The organism is Polaromonas sp. CT11-55, assembly GCF_047303325.1.
In the GTDB taxonomy this organism is placed as follows: domain Bacteria; phylum Pseudomonadota; class Gammaproteobacteria; order Burkholderiales; family Burkholderiaceae_C; genus Polaromonas.
Map to the genome: position 1 here is coordinate 1 of NZ_JBKBEX010000023.1, position 21,049 is coordinate 21,049.

A 21,049-nucleotide genomic window follows, 5' to 3' on the forward strand; every position below is an offset into this window, starting at 1 on the left:
CGGCGACGGACAGCGCATCGGGGGCGCTGCGGCGGGGGGAGGAGTCGAAGGGCGGTTGTTGCATAAGGCAGTCGGGGAAGCGCGCAGGAGTGCGGCAGGCAGTAGGGCGGTCACCCGGACAGCCATTGTGGCCCCGCGCGTCTTTTCCCAGGTGTAGGACAGAAACTTATTTGTACACGAGCCTGGTTGACCCTTTCGCGTGAACAGTTTCACGGAAATGGCCGCAACCACACGCCGCGGGCGCAGTGTCCTACACGGCGCGGCGGGCCTCTCCGGCAAGTTCGCCGCGGCCCGGCCCCTAAATTGAAACCAGCCCCGCCACACATCAGGGGTTGTTTATCCAACGCGCCTTATCCATGGGGCCAACCGAAGAGGAAATCACGATGACGAAAATTTCAATGAAATCCATTCCCGCAGCGGCTGCGATTGTTTCCGCCTTGTTGCTGGGCGCGCAAGTCCATGCGCAGACCGATACCACGACGCCGCCCGGAAGCACCAAGGCACAGGACCAGAACTCGGCGGCCCCTATGGGCGGTACGGCAAAGACCCCCGAGGCACGCACGGCCGCCAAGGCCGACCGTGCGGCAGCCAAGGCCGCCAAGCGCGAAAAACGCGCGGCCAAACGGGCGAAGAACGCCGCCGCGCGTGACGCGGCCGCCACTTCCACCGGCGGCGCGCAAGGCCCCGCGAAGGGCGACAGCCATTAAGACCGCCGATCCGTTTTGGGGCGAAGTGGTGATCCACGGCCCCAGGCGGCGCGGGCGGGCCACAGCGGTTTTCGTTGCGGCCCTGCTGGGTGGGTTGCCATGTTGAGCAAGCCCATCGTTTTTTGAAGGAGACTGAAATGTCCAAGTTCCTGATTCGTTCGATTCCCGGCGCCGTGGCGCTGACCCTGGCTGCCGCGCTGGCCGGGCCTGCTGTTTTTGCCCAAGGCCTTGGCGTAGGCGTGGGTGTGGGCGCCGGCGCAGGTGCCGGCTTGAGTGGCAACAGCGCCGGCGGCAACGCCGGGGCCGGCCTGGGCGTGAACCTCGGTGTCAATGCCGGCCAGAACGCCAACATTGATGCCGCCACCCGCGCGAATGCGGGCGGTGGTGGCGACAGCGGCACCGGCGCAACCGCCGGCCGTGTGGGCGCTGCTGCCGGCGTCGGCGCGGGCGCCAATGTCTCGGGTGCGGCCCAGAGTGCCGGCGGCCTGAGCAGCCGGGCCACGGGCGCGGTGGATGACACCGCACGCGCCACCGGCCGGGCCGTGGCCCGCACGGGCAGCGCCGTGAAGAGCGGCGCCAAACGCACCTACAACGGCGTGAGCAGCGGCGTGGGCAGCCTCCAGGGCGGCGTACAGGGCAGTGTCCAGGGTGGCGCGGCCGTCAGCGGCGGTGCTCATTAAGGGCTAGAAGGGCTAGAGCCTGGGCCGGCCGTTCGCGGCCGGCGCCACCAGCTTGCAAGGCCGGGCGCGGGCATGTCCCGCGGCCCGGCTTTTTGCTGCCCCATTCATTACCAAGGGGGCACAAAAAAGCCCGCACCGGTTTGCGGTGCGGGCTGGGGGCGTTGGCGCCGGGGCCTGGCTTAGCCCTTTTGCGGGCCGGGGCCGCCGTGCTCGCGGTGGCCGCCGCGCGGGCCGTGCTTTTTGTGTTCGGCATCAAAGACTTTTTGCTGCTCGGGGCTCAGCACGGCGTAAAAGGCCTTGGTGGCTTCGCCGCGTTTGTCCATGGCCGCGTTCATCTCGGCCATGCGCTGGGTGCGCATTTCCTTCATCTTGTCGATGCGCTGGGGCGTGGTCAGCTTGTCGAACTCGGCGCGCTGCTCGGCCGTGGGGCGGGGACCGTGCGCAGGCGGCTGCATGGCGGCCGTGTAGTTGGTCCATGCGCCTTCCTGGGCCGGGGTGAGCTTGAGCTTGGCCTTGAGTTCGGCCTGGTGCTTGGCGATCATGGCCTGCATCTTGGCGGGGTCATGGCGGCCCATGCGCTCGCCGTGGGGGCCGGCGGGTTTGCCGGCTGCGGGCGGCGATCCGGCCGGGGGGGCGGGAGGCGTTTGCGCCATGGCGCCGGCGCCCACCGTTGCCAGCAGGCCGGCCAGTACAAGGCTGTTGAGGGAAGCGGAGGGCTTGAATGCGAATTTCATGGGGACTTCCTTTCGAAGAGAAGATGCCTGAAATCCGCGGCCGTGACATACGGTTTTGGGTTCAGGTTGGGAGCAAGTGTGGCGGCGCTCTGTATCCCCGCGGTTGCCCGAGCGATGAGGTTTTGTAAAGTTTTGGGAAAAAGCACACCCCTGTTGGGGCTCACTGCGTGTAGCCCCCTCTCCCCTTGCAGGGGACGGGGGATGGATACACCCCTATCGGCACTCACTTCGTGTAGTGCCTTTTCCCCTTGCAGGGGACGGCGCCTGCGGCCTGGCAAAGCCAGTTCCGCGGCCCCCACGGGCTTGGACGACTTGTGACCTTGGTTATTTGCCATGCGGCCTGGGGGTGCCTACAATGGCTGCAGCTTGTCGGGGTGCCAAGATTTCCTTAGGGAGTGTCAAGGCTGAGATCGCAGTTTGCGAGACCCGCTGAACCTGATCGGGGTCATCCCCGCGTAGGGAACAACGCAATTGGCTCCGGCATTCCGTAGCGGCACCTCCAGAGGCCGCCCAAGGACCCTCCGGCTCCCCAGCAGGCACCCCACCTCCTGGAGAACCACATGGCCAAAACCCGACTCACCGTTGACACCCAAGACCTCACGGGCCGCATCACGCGCGCGCCCTTTCCCGGCTCGGCGAAGATTTATATCGAGGGCTCGCGCCCCGACATCCGCGTGCCGTTTCGCGAGGTCACGCTGACCGATACCCTGGTGCACGAAGGCGCCGGTGAGCCACGCCGTGAAGCCAACCCGCCGCTGCGCCTGTACGACGCCTCAGGCATCTACACCGACCCTGCTGCACCCATCGACATCACGCGCGGCCTGCCGCCGCTGCGCGGCGCCTGGATCAACGAGCGCCAGGACACCGAGGCCCTGGCCGGCATCAGCAGCGCCTACGGCCGCCAGCGCCTGAACGACCCGGCCCTGGCCGCGTTGCGCATGGCGCATGCGCCGGTGCCGCGCCGCGCCAAGGCGGGCGCCAATGTGTCGCAAATGCATTACGCGCGCAAAGGCATCATCACACCCGAGATGGAATACATCGCGGTGCGCGAGAACCTGGTGCGCGCGCAGCTGGCCGAGCGCCTGAAGACCGAGCGCCTGCCCAAGGCCGGCCATTCCTTCAATGCCGCCATCCCGAAAGAGATCACGGCCGAGTTCGTGCGCGACGAGGTGGCGCGCGGCCGCGCGGTGATCCCGAACAACATCAATCACCCCGAGAGCGAGCCGATGATCATCGGCCGCAACTTCCTGATCAAGGTCAACGCCAACATCGGCAACTCGGCGGTCACCTCGAGCATTGAGGAAGAAGTCGACAAGCTGGTCTGGTCGATTCGCTGGGGCGCAGATACCGTGATGGATCTCTCGACCGGCGAGAACATCCATGAAACCCGCGAATGGATTCTGCGCAACTCGCCGGTGCCCATCGGCACGGTGCCGATTTACCAGGCGCTCGAAAAAGTCAACGGCAAGGCCGAAGACCTGACCTGGGAAATCTTCCGCGACACGCTGATCGAGCAGGCCGAGCAGGGCGTGGACTACTTCACCATCCACGCCGGCGTGCGCCTGGCCTATGTGCCGCTCACGGCCAACCGCCTGACGGGCATCGTCTCGCGCGGCGGCTCCATCATGGCCAAGTGGTGCCTGTCGCACCACAAGGAAAGCTTTTTGTACGAGCGCTTTGAAGAGATCTGCGAGATCATGAAGGCGTATGACGTGTGCTTCTCGCTGGGTGACGGCCTGCGGCCCGGCTCGATTGCCGACGCCAACGACGAAGCGCAGTTCGCCGAGCTGCACACCCTGGGCGAGCTCACGCAAATTGCCTGGAAACACGACGTGCAGGTGATGATCGAAGGCCCCGGCCATGTGCCGCTGCAGCTGGTGAAGGAAAACGTCGACAAGCAGCTGGAGGCCTGCTTCGAGGCGCCGTTCTACACGCTGGGCCCGCTGATCACCGACATCTCGCCGGGCTACGACCACATCTCTTCGGCCATGGGCGCAGCCAACATCGGCTGGTACGGCACGGCCATGCTGTGCTACGTGACGCCCAAGGAACACCTGGGCCTGCCGAACCGCGACGACGTGAAGCAGGGCCTGATCGCCTACAAGATCGCCGCGCATGCGGGCGACCTGGCCAAGGGCTACCCGGGCGCGCAGATGTGGGACAACGCGGTGTCCAAGGCACGCTTCGAGTTCCGCTGGGAAGACCAGTTCCGCCTGGCGATCGACCCCGACACGGCCATGGCCTACCACGACGAAACCCTGCCCAAGGAGAACGCCAAGGTCGCGCATTTCTGCTCCATGTGCGGGCCGAAGTTCTGCTCGATGAAAATTTCGCAGGAGGTGCGCGAGTTCGCGCGGCTGAATCCGGCCACGACGACGCTGGCCCCGGCCGCCGGTACGATTCCCATCAAGCAGATCGCGACTGGCTTTGAGGAAAAGGCCAAGGAGTTCCGCGAGGGCGGCAGCGAGATTTATTCCTGAGATGAACAGCTTGCACATCGGCATCGCAGGCGCGGGCCTGGCCGGCCGCACGCTGGCCTGGCGCCTGCTGCGCGCCGGTTGCCGTGTGAGCCTGTTCGATGCGCGGGCGCGCGGCGACCTGGCCACGGCGTCCATGACGGCGGCGGCCATGCTCTCGCCGCTGGCCGAGCTTGCGGTATCCGATGATGTCGTGTTCGCGCTGGGCCAGCGCTCCATGCAGCTGTGGCCGCAATGGATCGGCGAGCTGGCCGATCGGGGCTTGCCGGTGTATTTCCGGCGCGAAGGCACGCTGGTCGTCGCGCATGCGCCCGACCAGAGTTCGCTGGCGCATTTCACCGGCCTGCTGCTGCACAAGCTGCCCGAGGCCGCGCGCGCCCAAGTGCACACGCTGGACGCGGCCGCGCTGGCCCAGGCCGAACCGGCGCTGGCCGGGCGCTTTGGCCAGGGGCTGATGCTGGACGGCGAAGGCCAGCTGGCCAACGACCAGTGGATGGCCGCGCTGGCGACCGAGATAGACCGGCTGGGCGGCAGCTGGCTCGAAGGCCGGGCTGTCGATGCGGTCGAAGACGACCATATCGAATGCGGCGGGCAAACATATGGCGTGGATGTGGCCGTGGATGCGCGCGGCGTGGGCGCGAAAGAAAGCTGGCCGCAGCTGCGCGGTGTGCGTGGCGAGGTGCTGACGGTTGAATGCGATGGCGTGACTTTGCAGCGCCCGGTGCGGCTGATGCACCCGCGCTACCAGCTTTATGTGGCGCCGCGCCCCAACCACCAGTTTGTGGTCGGCGCGACCGAGCTGGAGTCGGAAGACACCGGGCCAGTGACCTTGCGCTCCACGCTGGAGCTGGGCAGCGCGCTGCACAGCCTGCACCCGGCTTTTGGCGAGGCAAGGGTGCTGCGTCTGGCAGCAGCGTTACGCCCGGCGCTGGATGACCACCGGCCAACGATTGCGCAGCGGCATGGCGTGTGGCATATCAACGGCCTCTACCGCCACGGTTACCTGTGTGCGCCGGCGCTGGTCGAAGACCTGGTTCATCAACTGTTGGGGCAGTGAAAATGAATGACATGACAAGACTCCACATTTCGCTGAACGGCGAAGCCATTCAAACCGACGCACCCACCTTGCAGGCTTTGCTGCTGGCGCGTGGTTACCAGCTGCAAGGCGCGTTTGCCTGCGCGATCAACAACAGTTTTGTGCCGCGCCCCCAGTGGCCGGAGCGCGTCTTGAATAACGGCGACCGCATAGACATCGTCACCCCGATCACAGGAGGTTAAATGGACACGTCCGTCACTTCTTCCCCCATCGCCCATGGCAAGCCCTGGACGGTCGCCGGCGTTACCCTGTCCAGCCGCTTTTTCCTGGGCACTTCGCATTACCCTTCGCCGCAGGTGCTGGCCGACGCGGTGCGCGCCAGCGGCACCGAGGTGCTGACGGTGGGCCTGCGCCGCTTGCAACCCGAGAGCGGCGGCGGCAACAGTTTCTGGCAGCGAGTGCAGGCCATGGGCTGCCGCATCCTGCCCAACACGGCGGGCTGCCACAGCGCAGAAGAAGCGATCACGCTGGCGCAGATGGCACGCGAGATTTTCGGCACGCCCTGGATCAAGCTGGAAGTCATAGGCGATGACTACACACTGCAGCCAGACACGGTGGCCACACTCGAAGCCGCGACCACGCTGGCCAAAGAGGGCTTTGCCGTGTTTGCCTACACCACCGACGACCTGGTGATGGCGCAGCGCCTGCATGCGGCCGGCTGCGCGGCGGTGATGCCCTGGGCCGCGCCGATTGGCACGGGCCGCGGGCCACTCAACCCTTACGCACTCGAGACCATGCGCCGGCGTTTGCCCGATGCGGTGCTGGTGGTCGACGCCGGCCTGGGCCGGCCCTCGCATGCCGCGCAGGTGATGGAACTGGGCTTTGACGCCGTGCTGCTGAACACCGCGGTGGCGCAAGCTGGCGACCCGGTGCGCATGGCGCGCGCCTTTGCCGATGGCGTGGCGGCCGGCCGTGCGGCCTACGAGTCCACACCCATGCCTGAGCGCGCGGCGGCGCAGGCTTCGACACCGACAGTCGGTGTGCCCTTCTGGCATTCCTCTTGAGGCCGCTATGAGTTCCTTTAAGCCACTTACCGGCCCCATTGGTTTTTATCCCGTCGTTCCCGACGCCGCCTGGGTGCGGCGCCTGCTGGGCTGGGGTGTGCGCACCATCCAGCTGCGCATCAAGGCGGCGGACCACGACGCGGACGAGATCGCATGGGAAGTGCGCACCGCGGTGGCGGCGGGGCGCGAGGTGCCGGGCGCGCAGGTGTTTATCAACGACCACTGGGAGCTGGCGCTGGAGGCTGGCGCTTACGGCGTGCACCTGGGCCAGGAAGACCTGGACACGGCCGACATCGCGGCCCTGCGCAAAGCCGGCGTGCGCCTGGGCCTGAGCACGCACACGCCGGCTGAACTGGCGCGGGCCAAGGCGGTGCAGCCTTCCTACCTCGCGATAGGCCCGATCTACCCGACCACGCTCAAGGTCATGCCTTATGAGCCTGTGGGCCTGGAGCGCCTGGCGCTATGGGCCAAGGACGCCGCGCCCTATCCGGTGGTGGCCATAGGCGGCATTTCGCTGGCGCTGATGCCGGGCGTGCTGGCCTGCGGCGTGGACGGCGTGGCGGTGGTCAGCGCGGTGACGCTGGCGGCCGACCCGCAGGAGGCCGCGCGCCAGGGCATGGCCCTGGCGGCGCAGGCCCGCGGCACTTAAGCCGACAGCGCGGGGTAGTCGGTGTAGCCTTTTTCGCCGCCGCCGTAAAAGGTGTTTTTGTCGGGCGTGTTGAGCGGCGCCCTGGCGCGCAGGCGCTCCACCAGGTCGGGGTTGGCGATATAGGGCTTGCCGAACGCCACCAGGTCGGCGCCGTCGGCCACGGCTTTTTCAGCCAGGTCCTGGTCGTAGCCGTTGTTGACCATCCAGGCGCCCTTGCCGCCGGCCTTGCGGTAGGCGGCCTTGAGCGCCGGGTAGTCGAAGGGGCGGTCGTCAATTTCACGCGGCCCGCCGGTGGCGCCTTCGATGATGTGAATGTAGGCCAGGTTCAGGCTGGCGAGCTGCTTGACCACGTATTCAAACAAGGCCTGGGGCTTGCTGTCGTGCACGTCGTTGGCGGGGGTGACGGGCGACAGGCGTATGCCGGTGCGGCCGCCGCCGACGGCGTCGGTCACGGCGCGCGTGACTTCCAGCAGCAGGCGGGCGCGGTTTTCGATGCTGCCGCCGTAGTCGTCGCGGCGGTGGTTGCTGCCGTCCTTGAGGAACTGGTCCAGCAGGTAGCCGTTGGCGCCGTGGATTTCCACGCCGTCAAAGCCGGCGGTTTCGACCGCGTTGCGCGCCGCCGCCGCGAAGGTGTGCACGATGCCTGGGATTTCGCCGAGGTCGAGCGCGCGCGGCTCCGAGGTGTCGACAAAAGTCGGCACGCCGTCCTCGATCAGCACAGTTTTAGTCTTGGCCGTGATGGCCGAGGGCGCGACCGGCTTGCCGCCATTGGGTTGCAGCTTGTTGTGCGAGACGCGGCCCACATGCCACAGCTGCACGACGATCTTTCCGCCTTTGTCATGCACGGCATGGGTGACTTTTTTCCAGCTGTCGAGTTGCTCGCTGCCGTAGAGGCCCGGCACGTCCGAATAGCCCTGGCCCTGGTGGCTGATGGCGGTGGCCTCGGTGATCAGCAGGCCGGCGCTGGCGCGCTGAGCGTAATAGGTCCGGGCGATGGCCGGAGGCACGGCATTGGGCGAGCGGTTGCGCGTGAGCGGCGCCATGACGATGCGGTTGGCAAGGACAAGGTCACCGGCTTTGTTGGAGTCGAATAAGGTGGGCATGGCTTGGATCCTGAAAAGCTGAATGAAAACAGGGCCAGTTTGGCCCTGTTTCGATTGGCTTGCCCAACACGGGTTGCTAAATCCATGGTATTTAGAGCCCTCGCGGACACAAGCAGCAGGGGCCGCGGAACTGGCTTTGCCAGGCCGCAGGCGCCGCCCCCTAGAGGGGGAACAGGCTACACGCAGTGAGCCTGGACGGGAGTGTTACTTGGTCAAGCCTTCGTGCTTCATGGCCGCTTGGACGGCGGGCCGGGCCGCCATGCGCTCACGGAAGGCCGCCAGGTTGGCGAAGCCGGAGATGTCCACGCCGACGCGCGGCGCCCAGTTGGTGACGGTGAAGAGGTAGGGGTCGGCCACGCTGAAGGCATCGCCCATCAGGTACTGCTTGCCGGCGAGCTGGCCGTCCACCCACTTCAGGCGCGACAGCAGCTTGTCGATGACGATGGTTTTGTACTCGGCCGGCGTGGCGGCGTTGAACAGCGGGCTGAAGCCCTTGTGCAGTTCGGTGCCGATGAAGGTCAGCCAGGACTGCATCTTGTAGCGATCGAGCGTGCCGTTGGCCGGCGCGAGTTTCTTCTCGGGCACCTGGTCGGCGATGTACTGCACGATGGCCGGGCCTTCGGCGATGCGCGTGCCGTCGTCGAGCTCCAGCAGGGGCACATAGCCCAGCGGGTTGATGGTGTAGTAGTCGGTGCCGTCATCCAGCTGGTGGGTTTTGGTGGGCGCCGCCACGTGCTCGAACTTCAGGCCGGACTCGTGCAGCGTGATGTGCGGGGAGAGGGAACAGGCGCCGGGGGAGTAATAAAGCTTCATGGTGGGTCCTTTGTAGTGCGGGTGAAATGCGGTACAGCCCCTGATGCTAGCCGCAACCGTGGATTTTTGCTGTAGGCCGGGATGCGGATCGCCGCGCCGCGCCACAATAGCCGCATGGCAAAAGTTTTCAAATGGCTGGTGTTCCTGGCTTTGGGTTTGATGGTGCTGCTGGCCGTGGTGGCCTTCACGCTGCACCGCTGGGTGAGCACCGATGATTTCCGCCAGCGCGTGGAGCGCGAGGCCTCGGCCGCGTTGGGCGTGCCGGTGGCGCTGGACCGGGTCGCGGTGGACGTCTGGCCGCTGCCGGCGGTGGCCTTGAGCGGCATCTCCATCAAAAGCAAGCCGCCCCTCACGCTGGAGCGCCTGGAAGTGCGGCCGCGCTGGCAGCCGCTGCTGACGGGGAAGCTGGCGGTGGCGACCCTGTTGGTGCGCAAGGCGGTGCTGCCGCAGCAGGGCATTGACGCCGTGCTGCTCCTGCTGCAAAAGAAGAAAACCCCGGCGCAGGCCGCAGCCGCCGCGCCTTCCGCACCGGCGGGGCAAGCCTCCATGGACTGGCTGCCGCGCCGCACGGTGCTGGACGAGGTGACCTGGATCAGCGCCGCGGGCGCGCGCACCACGGTGAATGCCGAAGCTGCGCTGGGCGACGACGGCCTGCCGGACAGCGTCTCGCTCAAGCTGATCAAGGGCAACCTGCAGGGCCTGGAGGCCAGCCTCAAGCGCGAGGAATCCAAGGCCGGCGCCGCGGGCGACGAATGGGCTTTGCGTGTGGACGTGGGCGGCGGCAAGGTCGAAGGCAAGCTGGGCCTGAAGAAAGTGCCGGCGGCCGCCGCGCGGGAGGAACTGGAGCTGCAGGGCAAGCTGCAGACCAAAGATGTCGAGGTGTCGGCGCTGACCGCGCCCAGCAAATCGCTGACGGGCCGGCTCGAGGCATCGACCACGCTGCACGCCCGGGCCGCCACCACGGGCGCGCTGGTGGAGGCGCTGAACACCCAGACCACCTTTACCGTGCGCAATGCGGTGCTCAACGGGCTGGACCTGGCCAAGGCGGTGAGGACCATAGGCCTGAGCCGCGGCGGCCAGACCCCGCTGGACACCCTGGCCGGGCAGGTCAGCACCCAGGGCAAGTCGGCGCAGCTGACCAACCTGGTGGCGAGTTCGGGCGCGCTGAGCGCAACCGGCAACGTTGCCATCTCGCCGGCCAAGGCGCTGAGCGGGCGCGTGAGCGTGAACGTGGCCGGTGACAGCAAGCTGGGCAGCGCCATTGGCGGCGCGGTCGGCGTGCCTTTGACGGTGGGCGGCACGCTGGACAACCCCGAGGTCACGCTGTCACGCTCGGCCCTGCTGGGCGCGGCCATAGGCACGGCGCTGATGCCCGGCGTGGGCACCGGCGCCGGCGCCAACCTTGGCGACCGCGTGGGTGAGGGTTTTCGCAGCCTGTTTGGCAAGTAAGCCCCGCGGTCTCGGTATTCTGGGGTTTGTGTGCTGCTAAAAATATAGCAAGCCGGCACCGCCGCGCCCTTGTCCTACAGCGCCTGGCGGGTGCTGCTGATGGGGCACGGGCCGGCGCACTTTTAGCATGAAGATTCGCCGCGGCGCCTTGTCGCGGCCGTCCCGGCCCCGGCTGGCATGCCGATTCGCGCATGAACCGGGCCGCCCTACCTTGCACAGGAGGCCAAGATGCTCAAGTACGCGATTATTTTTGCGCTGATTTCACTGATTGCCGGCGCCCTCGGCTTCGGCGGCGTGGCGGCGGGTGCTGCCGGTATCGCCAAGATCCTGTTCGGGCTGTTCCTGATCCTGGCGGTCATCTTCCTGCTGCTGGCCGCCCTGGGCGTGGGCGCGGCGAACAAGGTGCTCAAGTAGATGACGCCACAAAAAGTGGATAGTGCCCCCGCGCCGCCGGCATCGCTGGCGTCGCGCTTTCGGCAGCGGCTGTTCCATCCCTGGTCCGGGCCGCTTGCGCCGGCGAGTGCGCCCGCGCCTGTCGCCAAACGCAAGATCACTTTCCAGGCCAGCATTGCCGAGTTCCTGCTGGTGAACCGCCTGCGCGCGCGCCGGCGCGCCCAGCCTTCGGCGGACGTGCTGGAGCGCGCCGCGCGCATTGTGTTTGTGACCTGCCAGAACTGGTTTGCCCAGCCGCGCCGTGGCGCGCCCGACCATCGCACCCGCCTTTGATGGCCTCCAGGGTTGACCCATGCACACCGCGCTGATTGAAACCCTGCTGGAATACGAAGTCGGCAGCCCTGCGCATTTTCTGTTCAATATCGAGACGGCTTTTCACGAAGGCCACCATGTGGTGGAGGAACGCCTGACCATCACACCCAGCATGAAGGTGCGCAACTTCTGCGACGAGCGCAGCGGCAACCGCTTCATACGGCTGGATGCGCCCAAGGGGCTGCTGTCGGTCAACTACCGCACGCGCGTGGAACTGCATCCCGCGCCTGTGCCGCTGCACCTGGAGGAAACGCCGGTGACCGGTGTACCCGACGACGTGCTGCGCTACCTGATGCCCAGCCGCTATTGCGAGTCCGACGTGATGAGCCGCGCGGCGCAGCAGCTGTTCGGCCAGTTGCCACCCGGCATAGGCCGCGTGCGCGCGATCGAAAGCTGGATTTACGAGTCGATCAACTACCTGCCCGGCTTCAGCGACTCCACGACCTCGGCGCAAGAAGTGTTTGTGCAGCGCGCGGGCGTGTGCCGCGATTTCGCGCACCTGGGCATCACCATGTGCCGCGCCCTCAACATCCCGGCGCGGCTGGTCGTGGGCTATGTGCACTTCGAGGAGCCGCCGGAGGATTTCCACGCGGTGTTCGAAGCCTGGCTGGAGGGCCGCTGGGTACTTTTCGACCCGACGCGCATGGCGCCCATAGACCGGCTGGTGCGCGTGGGCACGGGGCGCGACGCCAAGGACGTGGCCTTCGCCACCATCTTCGGCGACGTGCGCATGACGCGCAAGGAGCTGACGGTGGAGGAGGGCGACATGCCGCCGCGCCCGCCCGGCACGTCCCAGGCGCCGCCCCTGCTGACCGTGGTGAGCGCCTAGGCCGGCGCCTTGATTGGCACCGGCACGCTCTTTCGCTTGAGCACCAGCAGGCCGAACAGCGTGGCCGTGACATACATGCTGAAGGAGTAGACGGCCGCGGGCAGGGCCAGCTGGACGTTGTTCAGCACGGCCAGCGCGATGAAGATGGCCAGGGTCGCGTTGTGGATGCCGATCTCGTAGCTGATGGCGGTGGAAATCGGCTTGTCCAGGCCCGTCGCCCGCGACACGTAATAACCCGCCAGCAGGCTTACGAGGTTGAAGGCCAGCACGGCCGGGCCTATGGCCGCGAAGCCGGCGCTCAGCGCCTGCCATTCCTTGACGACCGCGCCAACGGCCACCACGACCAGCACGATGATGCTGAAGACCTTGGTCGGGTTCTCGCTGCGCGCGGCCCAGCCGGGCCTGAGGGTGCGCAGCCACATGCCGACGGCCACCGGCACCAGCACGATGACAATGACCTCCACCACCTTGCCGAACTGCAGCGGCACGACCTGGCCGGTTTTGGCGAAGGTGTTGATGGCCCAGTTGGCGATCAGCGGCATGGTCACGATGGACAGCAAGGTGTTGATGGCGGTCAGCGAGATGTTCATCGCGACGTTGCCGCCGAACAGGTGGCTGAACAGGTTGGCCGAGATGCCGCCGGGCGAGGCCGCCAGCAGCATCAGACCCACGGCGAACAGCGGCGGCACATTGAGCAGCATGATGATGGCGTAGCAGGCGATGGGCAGCACGATGACCTGCAGCACCAGCGCCACCAGCACGGCCTTGGGGTATTTGAGCAGGCGGGTGAAATCCTCGACCTTGAGCGTCAGGCCCAGGCCCAGCATGACCAGGGCCAGGGCCGCCACCAGCAGCTGCGCGACGATGGGGGAGCCGCTCATGACTTGTAGCTTTCATCGAGCCTGTCGAGCTTGCGGATCAGCGAGGGCCAGACAAACGCCCCGCCCATGCCGCCGGTCTGCACCCGCATGGCCTCGGACACGCCTTTGACGATCAGCGGGTTGACCTCTGTCAGCGGGCCGCCGGCCTGGGCGTCGAGCTGGATACGGCAGGTGTTCTCAAAGGTGTACATGCTCAGAAACGCGTCGGCAATCGTCTTGCCCACGACCAGCAGGCCGTGGTTGCGCAGCATCAGGAAATTGGCCCTGCCCAGGTCGGCCTGCAGGCGCGGTTTTTCCTCGTCGCGAAAGGCTACACCCTCGTACGCGTGATACGCGAGTGAGGCCAGTACAAAGGTCGACTGCTGGCTGATGGGCAGCACGCCGCACTGCTGGGCACTGACGGCCACACCGGCGCGCGTGTGGGTGTGCAGCACGCAGCCGGCATCGGCGCGCGCCTCATGCACCGCGCTGTGGATCACAAAACCGGCCGGGTTCACCGGGAAGGGCGAGTCGATCACCTTGTTGCACTGGCCGTCGACCTTGACCAGGCTGGAGGCCGTGATCTCGTCGAACATCAGGCCGTAAGGGTTGATCAGGAAGTGGTGATTGCCTGCGCCCGAGACCGACTCGGGCAGCTTGGCGCTGATGTGGGTGAAGACCAGGTCGCTCCAGCCGTAGAGCGCAACCAGGCGGTAGCAGGCGGCGAGGTCGCAGCGCAATTGCCATTCTTCGGCGCTGACGACTTCTTTGAGGGAAGGGATGTGCATGGTTTGTCTCCGGGGGGTTGTAATGTTTGGGTGGTTCTGGGGTTCAAGCTGCACGATACGTCCGTGCTTGACGGCGAACTGTCAAAAATTTGACAATTGACCACATGCCTATCGTTCCCGCGACAGCCTCGGCTTCTTCCCTGGTGGACCGCATGTCGGCCAACCCCTGGTTTGGCGCGCTGCCCCTGGCGGACCGGCAGGCCTTGCTCGACTCCGCGGAACTGCTGCGCCTGCGGCCCGGCGAGATGCTGTTCCGCCAGGGTGATGCGCCCGGCGGCTTTTACGGCTTGCTGGGCGGGCTGCTCAAGATTTCCTCGTTGCGCGAAGACGGGCGCGAGGCCATCCTGGTGGTGCTGGAGGCGGGCAACTGGATTGGCGAGATCTCGCTGATGGATGGTGAGCCGCGCACCCACGATGCTACGGCGCTGTCGGCGGCCGAGGTGCTGGTGGTGCCGCAGGCGGCTTTTGCCGCGCTGATGGAGGGCGCGCCCTTCGCGCGGGCGGTGGCGGGGCTGCTGGCGGCACGCGTGCGCTCGCTCTACGGCATGGTGGAGGACGCGGCGCTGCGCTCGACCCGCGCGCGCGTGGCGCGCCGCTTGCTGCTGCTGGCGCGCGGCGATGCCACCATGGCGCTGAAGGCGCGGCCTGTGGTGCCGGTGTCGCAGGAGGCGCTGGCCATGATGCTGGGCATCAGCCGGCAGACGCTGTCCAAAGAGTTGAAGGCGCTGGCGGCGCAAGGCGTGCTGGCGCTGCGCTATGGGCGCATGGAGATCCTGGCGATGGACCGGCTGGAGGTGCTGGGGCGGCGGGTTGAGTAGAGCTGTTGCCTGCTGTTGTCGCCTCAATAATTGACGTCGGGAAAGCCCGCGCGAGTTCGGATTACCGTAAGCGTACCGTAGCGTCGGATGCCAATACCGTAGTAGGCACAGTTACCTGGTCCGGCGGGCGATGCAACACTGGCTCCATGCATTTTCATGGAGTTGTGATGAGCGTTCAGGAATCCGTTGTCGAAGATCAGATGCAGGCCGAGGCCGGACAGGCGCTGCAGGATCAGTTCAAAGTCCATTGTTTCGGCTGCGGCGCTCTCAACGCGCACGGCCTGCAAATCAAGAGCCATTGGGTGGGTAAGGAGCTGGTGTGCCGCTGGCGCCCGCAACCCTTTCACATCGGCCATCCTGGTTTTGTGTATGGCGGAGCAATTGCCTCTGTCGTTGATTGCCATGCCATCTGGACCGCGCTGGCCACCGCTTGCCGGCAACTGGGCCATGATCTGGCAGGCGGTCCCCCGCCGTTTGCATTTGTCACCGGCAGATTGACCGTCAACTACCTCAAACCCGTGGCAATTGATGCTTCCTTGGATTTCTACGCGCGGGTCCAGGAGCAAACCGACCGGAAATTTGTGGTGGCATGCCGGGTTTTGCAGAATGGCGCCGAGTGCGCCAGTGCAGAAGTCGTGGCCATTCGTGTCAAAGGGATGGGCTGATGATGCGCGCCGTTATTTGCAACACCTTTGATGGCGTCGATTCCCTGGTGCTTGGAACCATGGACTCTCCGAAGCCGCGCCCTCATCAAGTACTGGTCGACGTGCATGCCGCCTCCATCAGCTTCATGGATTGCCTGATGGTTGCCGGCAAGTACCAGTTGCGCCCGCAGCCCCCTTTTGTGCCAGGGACGGACGCGGCGGGCGTGGTGGCCGAAGTCGGCAGCGAGGTCACCCGCTTCAAGCCGGGTGACCGGGTGATTTGCGGCAATTGGTCTGGTTGTTATGCGGAACGGGTGGTCGCTTCGCAGGACGCGACGGTTTTGCTGCCGGACGGCGTCGATTTCGAGACCGGCTCCACCGTTCGCCATTGCTATGGAACCGCCCGCTACGCGCTGCTTGACTGCGCCAGGCTGCAGGCCGGTGAGACTATCTTCATATCCGGCGCGGCCGGCGGCGTGGGGCTGGCGGCGGTTGATCTGGCGCGGCACCTAGGCGCAACAATCATCGCCGGTGTCGGGACGCCGGACAAGGCCGGGATCACCAGGGCGCATGGAGCGCAGGAAGTCATTGTCTATGGCAGCGAAGACCTGCGCCAACGGATCAAGGACATCACCGGCGGCAAAGGGGTTGACGTGTTCTTCGACAACATTGGCGGGGAAATTTTCAGCACCATGACACGGTTGATGAACTGGGGCGGGCGGATGCTGCCGGTTGGTTTCACCAGCGGGGAAATAGTCTCGGTCCCCATGAACCTCCCGTTGCTGAAGAACTATTCCGTCGTAGGCTCCTATTGGGGCGCCTGGGTTGAGCGCTTTCCGCAGGCCAGTCTTGATGCCGATGCCCAGTTGCTCGCATGGGTGGCGCAGGGCAGTATCAAACCACATGTCAGTGCCAGCCTTCCATTGGAGGAGTTTCGCACCGGCATGCACAAGGTCACACAACGCCTGGCGCAGGGGCGCACGGTGCTGAGGGTGCGTTGACTGTGAGCCCAATCCTCGCCACCGTGCGCACCTGAAGGCGCGGGCCCAAGGAGCTGGGTGGCCAAGGTCACCCGGGGGCCGAGGTGATCAACGCGAGTTCTGTTGCGCGCCTCACCGCCTCGGCGCGCGTGCGGCACTTCAAGGCCAGCAGTGCGTTCGCGACATGCATTTCAACGGTGCGCGGACTTAAGGCGAGCTTGCGGGCAATCTGCTTGTCGGTCTGGCCCTGCCCAACCTCGCGCAGGATCTCGATTTGCCGCGGTGTCAGCAGCGGCTTGGTGGTTGTTGGCGCGTTCGCATCACGAGGTGCGGATTCGGCACCGGTCCCGGGCAGGAAGGCCCGAAATTCGGACAGGAACACGGGCCAGGCGGCCTCGGTCTCGAACGGCAGGTGGTTTTTGCTCTCTAGCGGTATAAAGCGCGCGTTCGGGATCAGCGATGCGAGCAGACGGCCCTCCTCGAAGGGAAAACAGGGGTCGTCTTTGGCGTGGAACACCAGCGTTGGGCAGCGCACCTTGGGCGCCGATTCGAGCAAGTCGATCTCGAAGACCTCCTTGAGGAAACGCACGGCGTTCGCGCCGGAGATCGTCAGCCGCTGCGCTTCGTCGACCGCGCGTTGCTGTTCCGCCGTTGCATCATGCAGCAACTGGGAAATGAACACTTGCCTGAACGACGAACTGTCGGAACCCCAGCCCAGTTCTGCCGCCTTGAGCATGGCCAGCGCCGCGTCGATGACCTTGGCCGGCGGATCGCGTTTCAACAGGCCGCGAGCGCAAGCGCCATAGAGCACCAGGTGGCTGACCCTGTCCGGGTGGCGCGCCGCATAGTTGACGGCGATGGCTGCGCCCTGGGACATGCCAAACAGGGGAAAGCGGTCCATGGCCAGGGTGGCGACCACGGCCTCCAGATCCTCGATCCAGGCTTCCATGGAAATGCGTTCGACCTGCCGTTCCGACAAGCCGCAGCCGCGGGAGTCGTAGCGGATGAGGGTATTGCCGCGGCTCAACTCGGACACCCAGTGCCGGGTGAACAGGTTGCTCGGGTCCTTCTCGACATGGGTCAGCCAGGTGGCCGCCTTGACCAAAGGCGCGCCTTCACCGAGCGTCGCAACGGCCAGTCGCGTGCCGTCTGCGCTGGTGCAAAAACGAATCTGCTGTTGTCGTTCCCGGTGCATCGCGCCGATTGTAAGAGGCGACCAGGGCGCAGTCCAACGGCATCTGGCCCAGAGTCAGCGTCGCTTCAATGGGGCGGATAGCCTGTGCTTAAAAGCATGTCCAAGGCATGTTCATCAGTTCACGAGCAGCCATGTTGACGCCTTGGCCTTAGCGAAGCGTCTTTCCGGGAAATGGAATGATCATCGCCACGCGCTTGCGATACTGCCGGTAGGTATCACCGAAATAGTCGATCAGGTCGCGTTCTTCGAACCGGATCGCGATCAGGATATACAGCGTGGCGGCAACAGCAAACACCAGATGCGCGATCGTCATGGTGGGCGTCACCCAGAAAGTCAGCAACCAACCCAGGTAGATGGGGTGGCGTACGTACCGGTAAGGGCCTGGCGAGGCAAACGAGATGGTTTGGTAGGACTCGCCGCGCAAGTAGCAGTAAACCTGCCGCAGGCCAAACAAGTCCCAATGGTTGATGGCATAGGTGCTGCCAAACACGGTCAGCCATCCCAGCGCATACAGGATGTAGAGCAGCGCCCTGCCGTTGGTGTCTTGCACGCTCCAGACAACGCCGCCCATGGGCTGCCACAGCCAGAACAGCAGAATCAGGGCCAGGCTTGAGGCCAGGACATAGGTGCTACGCTCCACGGGTTCAGGAACAATCCGCGTCCAGGCCTTTTTGAATGCGGGCCTGGCCATGACGCTGTGCTGCAGCGCAAATACGCCGATCAGCAAGACGTTCACCAACAGTGCCTGCGTCCAGTGGATATGCGGTGCGGAATCCATGGTCTTGGGGACCAGGAAGTTGCCAATGAAACCGACGGCGTATAAGGTTGTGCCGAAGGAAATGGCATAGGCCGTCAAGCCGTATACAAATGCAAGTAACCTCTTCATGGCGGGTGCCCTTTGTTGATCGATGGAAATGGAAGCCGGCTTGGATGGCGATATTGGATACGAGGGGTCCGTCCACACACAAGAAGCTGTGACGTCAGTGTGCGATGGAACCAGGCCGCAGCCCAGTCGGAAAATTACGGTTGGTGCAGGCCGCGATTACGGTAGCGGGCTACCGTAGGCGCTATCGAAACGGGTAGAACGCGATGGGTGCCGGGCCGACCCAAGGAGCCTGCGGCACCTCGGGGGGCTGCAGAGCGATGGCCTCAGGCCATCAGTCTGTGAGGGACGTAGCCGGCGTTGTAGACGTGGAACGCTCAAGGTCATCCAGCCATTGGATGGCCAGTTCGCGTGATGTCCCGCACATTTCCACGGAAGGCTGTAGTCCGGAACAACATGCTGGCCGGTCGGGCCGGCCGAAGATCAGGCACTGGTTGGCATCGCCCAGCTGCACGCAGCGCACGCCGGCCGGCTTGCCTTGCGGCATGCCGGGAATGGCGGAGCTGATGGAGGGCGCGATGCAGCAGGCGCCGCAGCCGGGGCGGCAGTTCATGAAGAGGGCTCGCGGTTGGGAAGGAGGGGAATGCGGCGGACCGTTTAATCAGGCTTGATTTTCGCCCGTTCGGCGACCAGCTTCCAGCGCGCCTGCTCGGTCTTGATGAAAGCGCCGTACTGCGCCGGCGTATCGCCCACGGGCTGGGCCGTGTCGCCGCGCAGGCGTTCGGTGGCCTGCGGGTTGTGCATGGCCTTGTTGCAGGCTTCGGCGATGCGGTCTATGTTGGCCTGCGGCATGTTGGCGGGCGCGTTGAGGCCGTACCACTGGGTCATCTCAAAACCCGGGTAGCCGCTTTCGGCGACCGTGGGCACGTCGGGCAGCTGGGGCAGGCGCTCCTTGGTGCCGGTGGCGATGCAGCGCAGCTTGCCGGACTTGATGTGGGCCAGGATGGCGGGCGCGCCCACGCTGGCGGCTTCGAGCCGGCCGGCCAGCAAATCAGTGAGCTGCGGGCCGGTGCCGCGGTAAGGCACGTGCAGCACGAAGATGCCGGTGGCCATCTTCAGGTATTCAAAGGCCAGGTGGCCGGCGCTGCCGTTGCCGGCCGAGCCGTAATTGAGCTGGCCGGGCCTGGACTTGGCCAGCGCGATGAATTCCTTGAGGTTGTTGGCGGGCACATTGGAATTGATCACGTAGAGGCTGGGCACCTTGGCCAGCAGCGAGATGGGCTTGAAGTCCTTGTTGGTGTCGAAGGGCAGCTTGTCGAAGATGAAAGGGTTGACCGCCATGGTGCCGATGTGGCCCAGGATGATGGTGTGGCCGTCGGTGGAGGCCGCGCATTCCTGCATCGCGATGTTGCCGCTGGCGCCGGGCTTGTTTTCGACAAACACGTTCTGGCCCAGGCTTTTGCCGAGTTCATTGGCGGCCGAGCGGGCGACGATTTCAGAACTGCCGCCGGGCGCGAAGGGCACGAGCAGGCGAATCGGTTTGCTGGGCCAGGCGGCCTGCGCGTGCAACAGGCCCGGAAAGGCCGAGGCCGCGGCGATGGCGCCGCCGGCCTTGAGGCCGGACTGCAATGCGCCGCGGCGCGTGTTCGTGAGTTTCATCTGATGTCTCCGTATCGTTGTCGTGGGCCCAATATAGGACCGGGGGGGAGGGGGCCGCTACGTGATTCCTCTGATGAGGCTAACCCTGCCAGCGGGCGGCTAATGAAAAGATGCGTCGAAACGTTCGCGGGCGGCCTTGAGGTTCTGGTGGTTGCGCTCGGCCCAGTTGTCCAGCGGGATCAGGGTTTCGCTGAGCGACTGGCCCAGCGTGCTGAGCTGGTATTCGACATGGGGCGGCACAGTCTGGCGATCAAAGCGCAGCACCAGGCCGTTGCGCACCAGTTCCTTGAGGGTCTGCGTCAGCATTTTTTGCGAGATGCCTTCTATCTTGCGCATCAGCTCGTTGTTGCGCACTGGGCCCTCGGCCAGCGCCGGGATGACCAGCAACGCCCATTTGCTCGCAACCAGCTCCAGCGCCTGGCGTGAAGGGCAGGCCTGGCTAAACACAGTGGAGGAATCGGTGTCGGGCGCGTCGGGAATTGTCATGGTTACCAAAAGGTGCGTACTTGCCTATGGGTAATCGTAAACCTAAGCTGGCGGCTCTTCAATCTTTAACCCTGTTCTTTAAAAGAAAGACTCCCCATGGCCTGGTTCTACCTGCTCGCCGCAAGCATTGTCGAAATCGCGATGGCTTTGCTTCTCAAATCCTCCCAGGGCTGGACCCGGCTCTTGCCCAGCGTGCTGGGCGTGGCCGCGGCGGGTGCCAGCATTTTCTTTTTGACGCATGCCGTCAAGACCTTGCCGGTGGGGACGGCTTACGCGATCTGGACCGGCATAGGCTCGGTCGGCGTCACCCTGATCGGCATCCTCTGGATGGGCGAGAGCGCCTCCGCCTTGCGCCTGTTGTGCGTGGCGTTTGTCGTGGCCGGCATGGTAGGGCTACGGCTGCTGGACGGTGCGGCGTGAGGGCCCCCGGCAAGAAGAAGCCCCATGACCCATCTGCTCTATATAGAGCTGCCAGCTACAGATTGATGCG

25 protein-coding genes and 1 riboswitch are annotated in these 21,049 nt (G+C 65.4%); of the genes, 15 read left to right on the top strand and 10 right to left on the bottom strand.

Features of this window, described 5'->3' with window-relative positions:
- Positions 1-383: 383 nt before the first annotated feature.
- Both ACEN8I_RS18395 and ACEN8I_RS18400 read left to right on the top strand, forming a co-directional pair.
- Positions 384-707: a hypothetical protein gene (locus tag ACEN8I_RS18395; protein ID WP_413330021.1), complete on the top strand. Its 324-nt coding sequence runs from the start codon at positions 384-386 to the stop codon at positions 705-707.
- 137 nt (positions 708-844) lie between these two features.
- The gene (locus tag ACEN8I_RS18400) at positions 845-1,387 is read left to right on the top strand and encodes a hypothetical protein (protein WP_413330022.1); all 543 of its coding nucleotides are present in this window, start codon (positions 845-847) and stop codon (positions 1,385-1,387) included.
- A 179-nt stretch (positions 1,388-1,566) separates the two neighbouring features.
- Here ACEN8I_RS18400 and ACEN8I_RS18405 read toward each other — a convergent pair whose 3' ends face one another.
- Complete coding sequence (locus ACEN8I_RS18405; RefSeq protein ID WP_413330023.1) at positions 1,567-2,121, bottom strand: Spy/CpxP family protein refolding chaperone; 555 nt, start codon at positions 2,119-2,121, stop codon at positions 1,567-1,569.
- A 360-nt stretch (positions 2,122-2,481) separates the two neighbouring features.
- Positions 2,482-2,600: riboswitch (TPP riboswitch) on the top strand.
- A gap of 81 nt (positions 2,601-2,681) precedes the next feature.
- Between ACEN8I_RS18405 and thiC the strand changes: the two genes are divergently transcribed.
- Genes thiC through thiE form a run of 5 tightly spaced genes read left to right on the top strand, consistent with a single transcriptional unit; the run spans position 2,682 to position 7,347 of the window.
- Positions 2,682-4,601, top strand: coding sequence for a phosphomethylpyrimidine synthase ThiC (thiC, locus tag ACEN8I_RS18410; RefSeq protein ID WP_413330024.1), 1,920 nt, complete (start codon positions 2,682-2,684; stop codon positions 4,599-4,601).
- A gap of 1 nt (position 4,602) precedes the next feature.
- Complete coding sequence (thiO, locus tag ACEN8I_RS18415; RefSeq protein WP_413330025.1) at positions 4,603-5,655, top strand: glycine oxidase ThiO; 1,053 nt, start codon at positions 4,603-4,605, stop codon at positions 5,653-5,655.
- A gap of 11 nt (positions 5,656-5,666) precedes the next feature.
- Positions 5,667-5,876 carry a sulfur carrier protein ThiS gene (gene thiS / locus ACEN8I_RS18420; RefSeq protein WP_413330026.1) on the top strand — a complete coding sequence of 70 codons (210 nt, stop codon included), beginning with the start codon at positions 5,667-5,669 and terminating at the stop codon, positions 5,874-5,876.
- The gene (locus ACEN8I_RS18425) at positions 5,877-6,698 is read left to right on the top strand and encodes a thiazole synthase (protein ID WP_413330027.1); all 822 of its coding nucleotides are present in this window, start codon (positions 5,877-5,879) and stop codon (positions 6,696-6,698) included. It abuts the gene before it with no gap.
- Between the two features lie 7 nt (positions 6,699-6,705).
- Positions 6,706-7,347 carry a thiamine phosphate synthase gene (thiE, locus tag ACEN8I_RS18430; RefSeq protein WP_413330028.1) on the top strand — a complete coding sequence of 214 codons (642 nt, stop codon included), beginning with the start codon at positions 6,706-6,708 and terminating at the stop codon, positions 7,345-7,347.
- Here thiE and ACEN8I_RS18435 read toward each other — a convergent pair.
- Together ACEN8I_RS18435 and gstA are read right to left on the bottom strand one after the other, a co-directional pair.
- Positions 7,344-8,450, bottom strand: a complete 1,107-nt coding sequence (locus tag ACEN8I_RS18435) for an alkene reductase (RefSeq protein WP_413330029.1) — start codon at positions 8,448-8,450, stop codon at positions 7,344-7,346. The two genes, thiE and ACEN8I_RS18435, sit on opposite strands and share 4 nt — an antisense overlap.
- Before the next feature lie 204 nt (positions 8,451-8,654).
- Positions 8,655-9,263 carry a glutathione transferase GstA gene (gene gstA, locus ACEN8I_RS18440; protein ID WP_413330030.1) on the bottom strand — a complete coding sequence of 203 codons (609 nt, stop codon included), beginning with the start codon at positions 9,261-9,263 and terminating at the stop codon, positions 8,655-8,657.
- Positions 9,264-9,377: 114 nt separating this feature from the next.
- Here gstA and ACEN8I_RS18445 point away from each other — a divergent pair, with 114 nt between their 5' ends.
- From ACEN8I_RS18445 to ACEN8I_RS18460, 4 genes are all read left to right on the top strand, one after another.
- Positions 9,378-10,712, top strand: a complete 1,335-nt coding sequence (locus ACEN8I_RS18445; protein WP_413330031.1) for an AsmA family protein — start codon at positions 9,378-9,380, stop codon at positions 10,710-10,712.
- Between the two features lie 228 nt (positions 10,713-10,940).
- Positions 10,941-11,126, top strand: coding sequence for a DUF1328 family protein (locus ACEN8I_RS18450; RefSeq protein ID WP_413330032.1), 186 nt, complete (start codon positions 10,941-10,943; stop codon positions 11,124-11,126).
- Positions 11,127-11,438: a hypothetical protein gene (locus tag ACEN8I_RS18455; RefSeq protein WP_413330033.1), complete on the top strand. Its 312-nt coding sequence runs from the start codon at positions 11,127-11,129 to the stop codon at positions 11,436-11,438. It begins immediately after the preceding gene.
- A gap of 19 nt (positions 11,439-11,457) precedes the next feature.
- Complete coding sequence (locus ACEN8I_RS18460) at positions 11,458-12,306, top strand: transglutaminase-like domain-containing protein (protein ID WP_413330035.1); 849 nt, start codon at positions 11,458-11,460, stop codon at positions 12,304-12,306.
- Here ACEN8I_RS18460 and ACEN8I_RS18465 read toward each other — a convergent pair.
- Complete coding sequence (locus tag ACEN8I_RS18465) at positions 12,303-13,187, bottom strand: bile acid:sodium symporter family protein (protein ID WP_413330036.1); 885 nt, start codon at positions 13,185-13,187, stop codon at positions 12,303-12,305. The two genes, ACEN8I_RS18460 and ACEN8I_RS18465, sit on opposite strands and share 4 nt — an antisense overlap.
- Positions 13,184-13,954: a class II aldolase/adducin family protein gene (locus ACEN8I_RS18470; RefSeq protein WP_413330037.1), complete on the bottom strand. Its 771-nt coding sequence runs from the start codon at positions 13,952-13,954 to the stop codon at positions 13,184-13,186. The genes ACEN8I_RS18465 and ACEN8I_RS18470 overlap by 4 nt, the downstream gene beginning before the upstream one ends.
- A 104-nt stretch (positions 13,955-14,058) precedes the next feature.
- Between ACEN8I_RS18470 and ACEN8I_RS18475 the strand changes: the two genes are divergently transcribed.
- From ACEN8I_RS18475 to ACEN8I_RS18485, 3 genes are all read left to right on the top strand, one after another.
- Positions 14,059-14,772 (top strand): Crp/Fnr family transcriptional regulator, encoded by a 714-nt coding sequence (locus ACEN8I_RS18475; RefSeq protein ID WP_413330038.1) that lies wholly within the window; start codon positions 14,059-14,061, stop codon positions 14,770-14,772.
- 167 nt (positions 14,773-14,939) lie between these two features.
- Positions 14,940-15,437 (top strand): PaaI family thioesterase, encoded by a 498-nt coding sequence (locus ACEN8I_RS18480; RefSeq protein ID WP_413330039.1) that lies wholly within the window; start codon positions 14,940-14,942, stop codon positions 15,435-15,437.
- Positions 15,437-16,417 (top strand): NADPH:quinone oxidoreductase family protein, encoded by a 981-nt coding sequence (locus ACEN8I_RS18485; protein ID WP_413330040.1) that lies wholly within the window; start codon positions 15,437-15,439, stop codon positions 16,415-16,417. Before ACEN8I_RS18480 ends, ACEN8I_RS18485 begins: the two co-directional genes overlap by 1 nt.
- Before the next feature lie 67 nt (positions 16,418-16,484).
- Here the strand turns inward: ACEN8I_RS18485 and ACEN8I_RS18490 are convergent, their stop codons facing one another.
- The 5 genes from ACEN8I_RS18490 to ACEN8I_RS18510 form a co-directional block, all read right to left on the bottom strand.
- A complete protein-coding gene (locus tag ACEN8I_RS18490) occupies positions 16,485-17,591 on the bottom strand; it encodes an alpha/beta fold hydrolase (RefSeq protein WP_413330041.1) in 1,107 nt (368 codons plus the stop codon).
- Positions 17,592-17,739: 148 nt separating this feature from the next.
- A complete protein-coding gene (gene mddA / locus ACEN8I_RS18495; RefSeq protein WP_413330042.1) occupies positions 17,740-18,477 on the bottom strand; it encodes a methanethiol S-methyltransferase in 738 nt (245 codons plus the stop codon).
- A gap of 271 nt (positions 18,478-18,748) precedes the next feature.
- The gene (locus ACEN8I_RS18500; RefSeq protein ID WP_413330043.1) at positions 18,749-19,027 is read right to left on the bottom strand and encodes a YkgJ family cysteine cluster protein; all 279 of its coding nucleotides are present in this window, start codon (positions 19,025-19,027) and stop codon (positions 18,749-18,751) included.
- A 44-nt stretch (positions 19,028-19,071) separates the two neighbouring features.
- Positions 19,072-20,073, bottom strand: a complete 1,002-nt coding sequence (locus tag ACEN8I_RS18505; protein WP_413330044.1) for a Bug family tripartite tricarboxylate transporter substrate binding protein — start codon at positions 20,071-20,073, stop codon at positions 19,072-19,074.
- Between the two features lie 99 nt (positions 20,074-20,172).
- Complete coding sequence (locus tag ACEN8I_RS18510) at positions 20,173-20,559, bottom strand: winged helix-turn-helix transcriptional regulator (protein WP_413330045.1); 387 nt, start codon at positions 20,557-20,559, stop codon at positions 20,173-20,175.
- A gap of 96 nt (positions 20,560-20,655) precedes the next feature.
- Between ACEN8I_RS18510 and ACEN8I_RS18515 the strand changes: the two genes are divergently transcribed.
- Positions 20,656-20,979 carry a DMT family transporter gene (locus ACEN8I_RS18515; protein WP_413330046.1) on the top strand — a complete coding sequence of 108 codons (324 nt, stop codon included), beginning with the start codon at positions 20,656-20,658 and terminating at the stop codon, positions 20,977-20,979.
- Positions 20,980-21,049 lie beyond the last annotated feature (70 nt).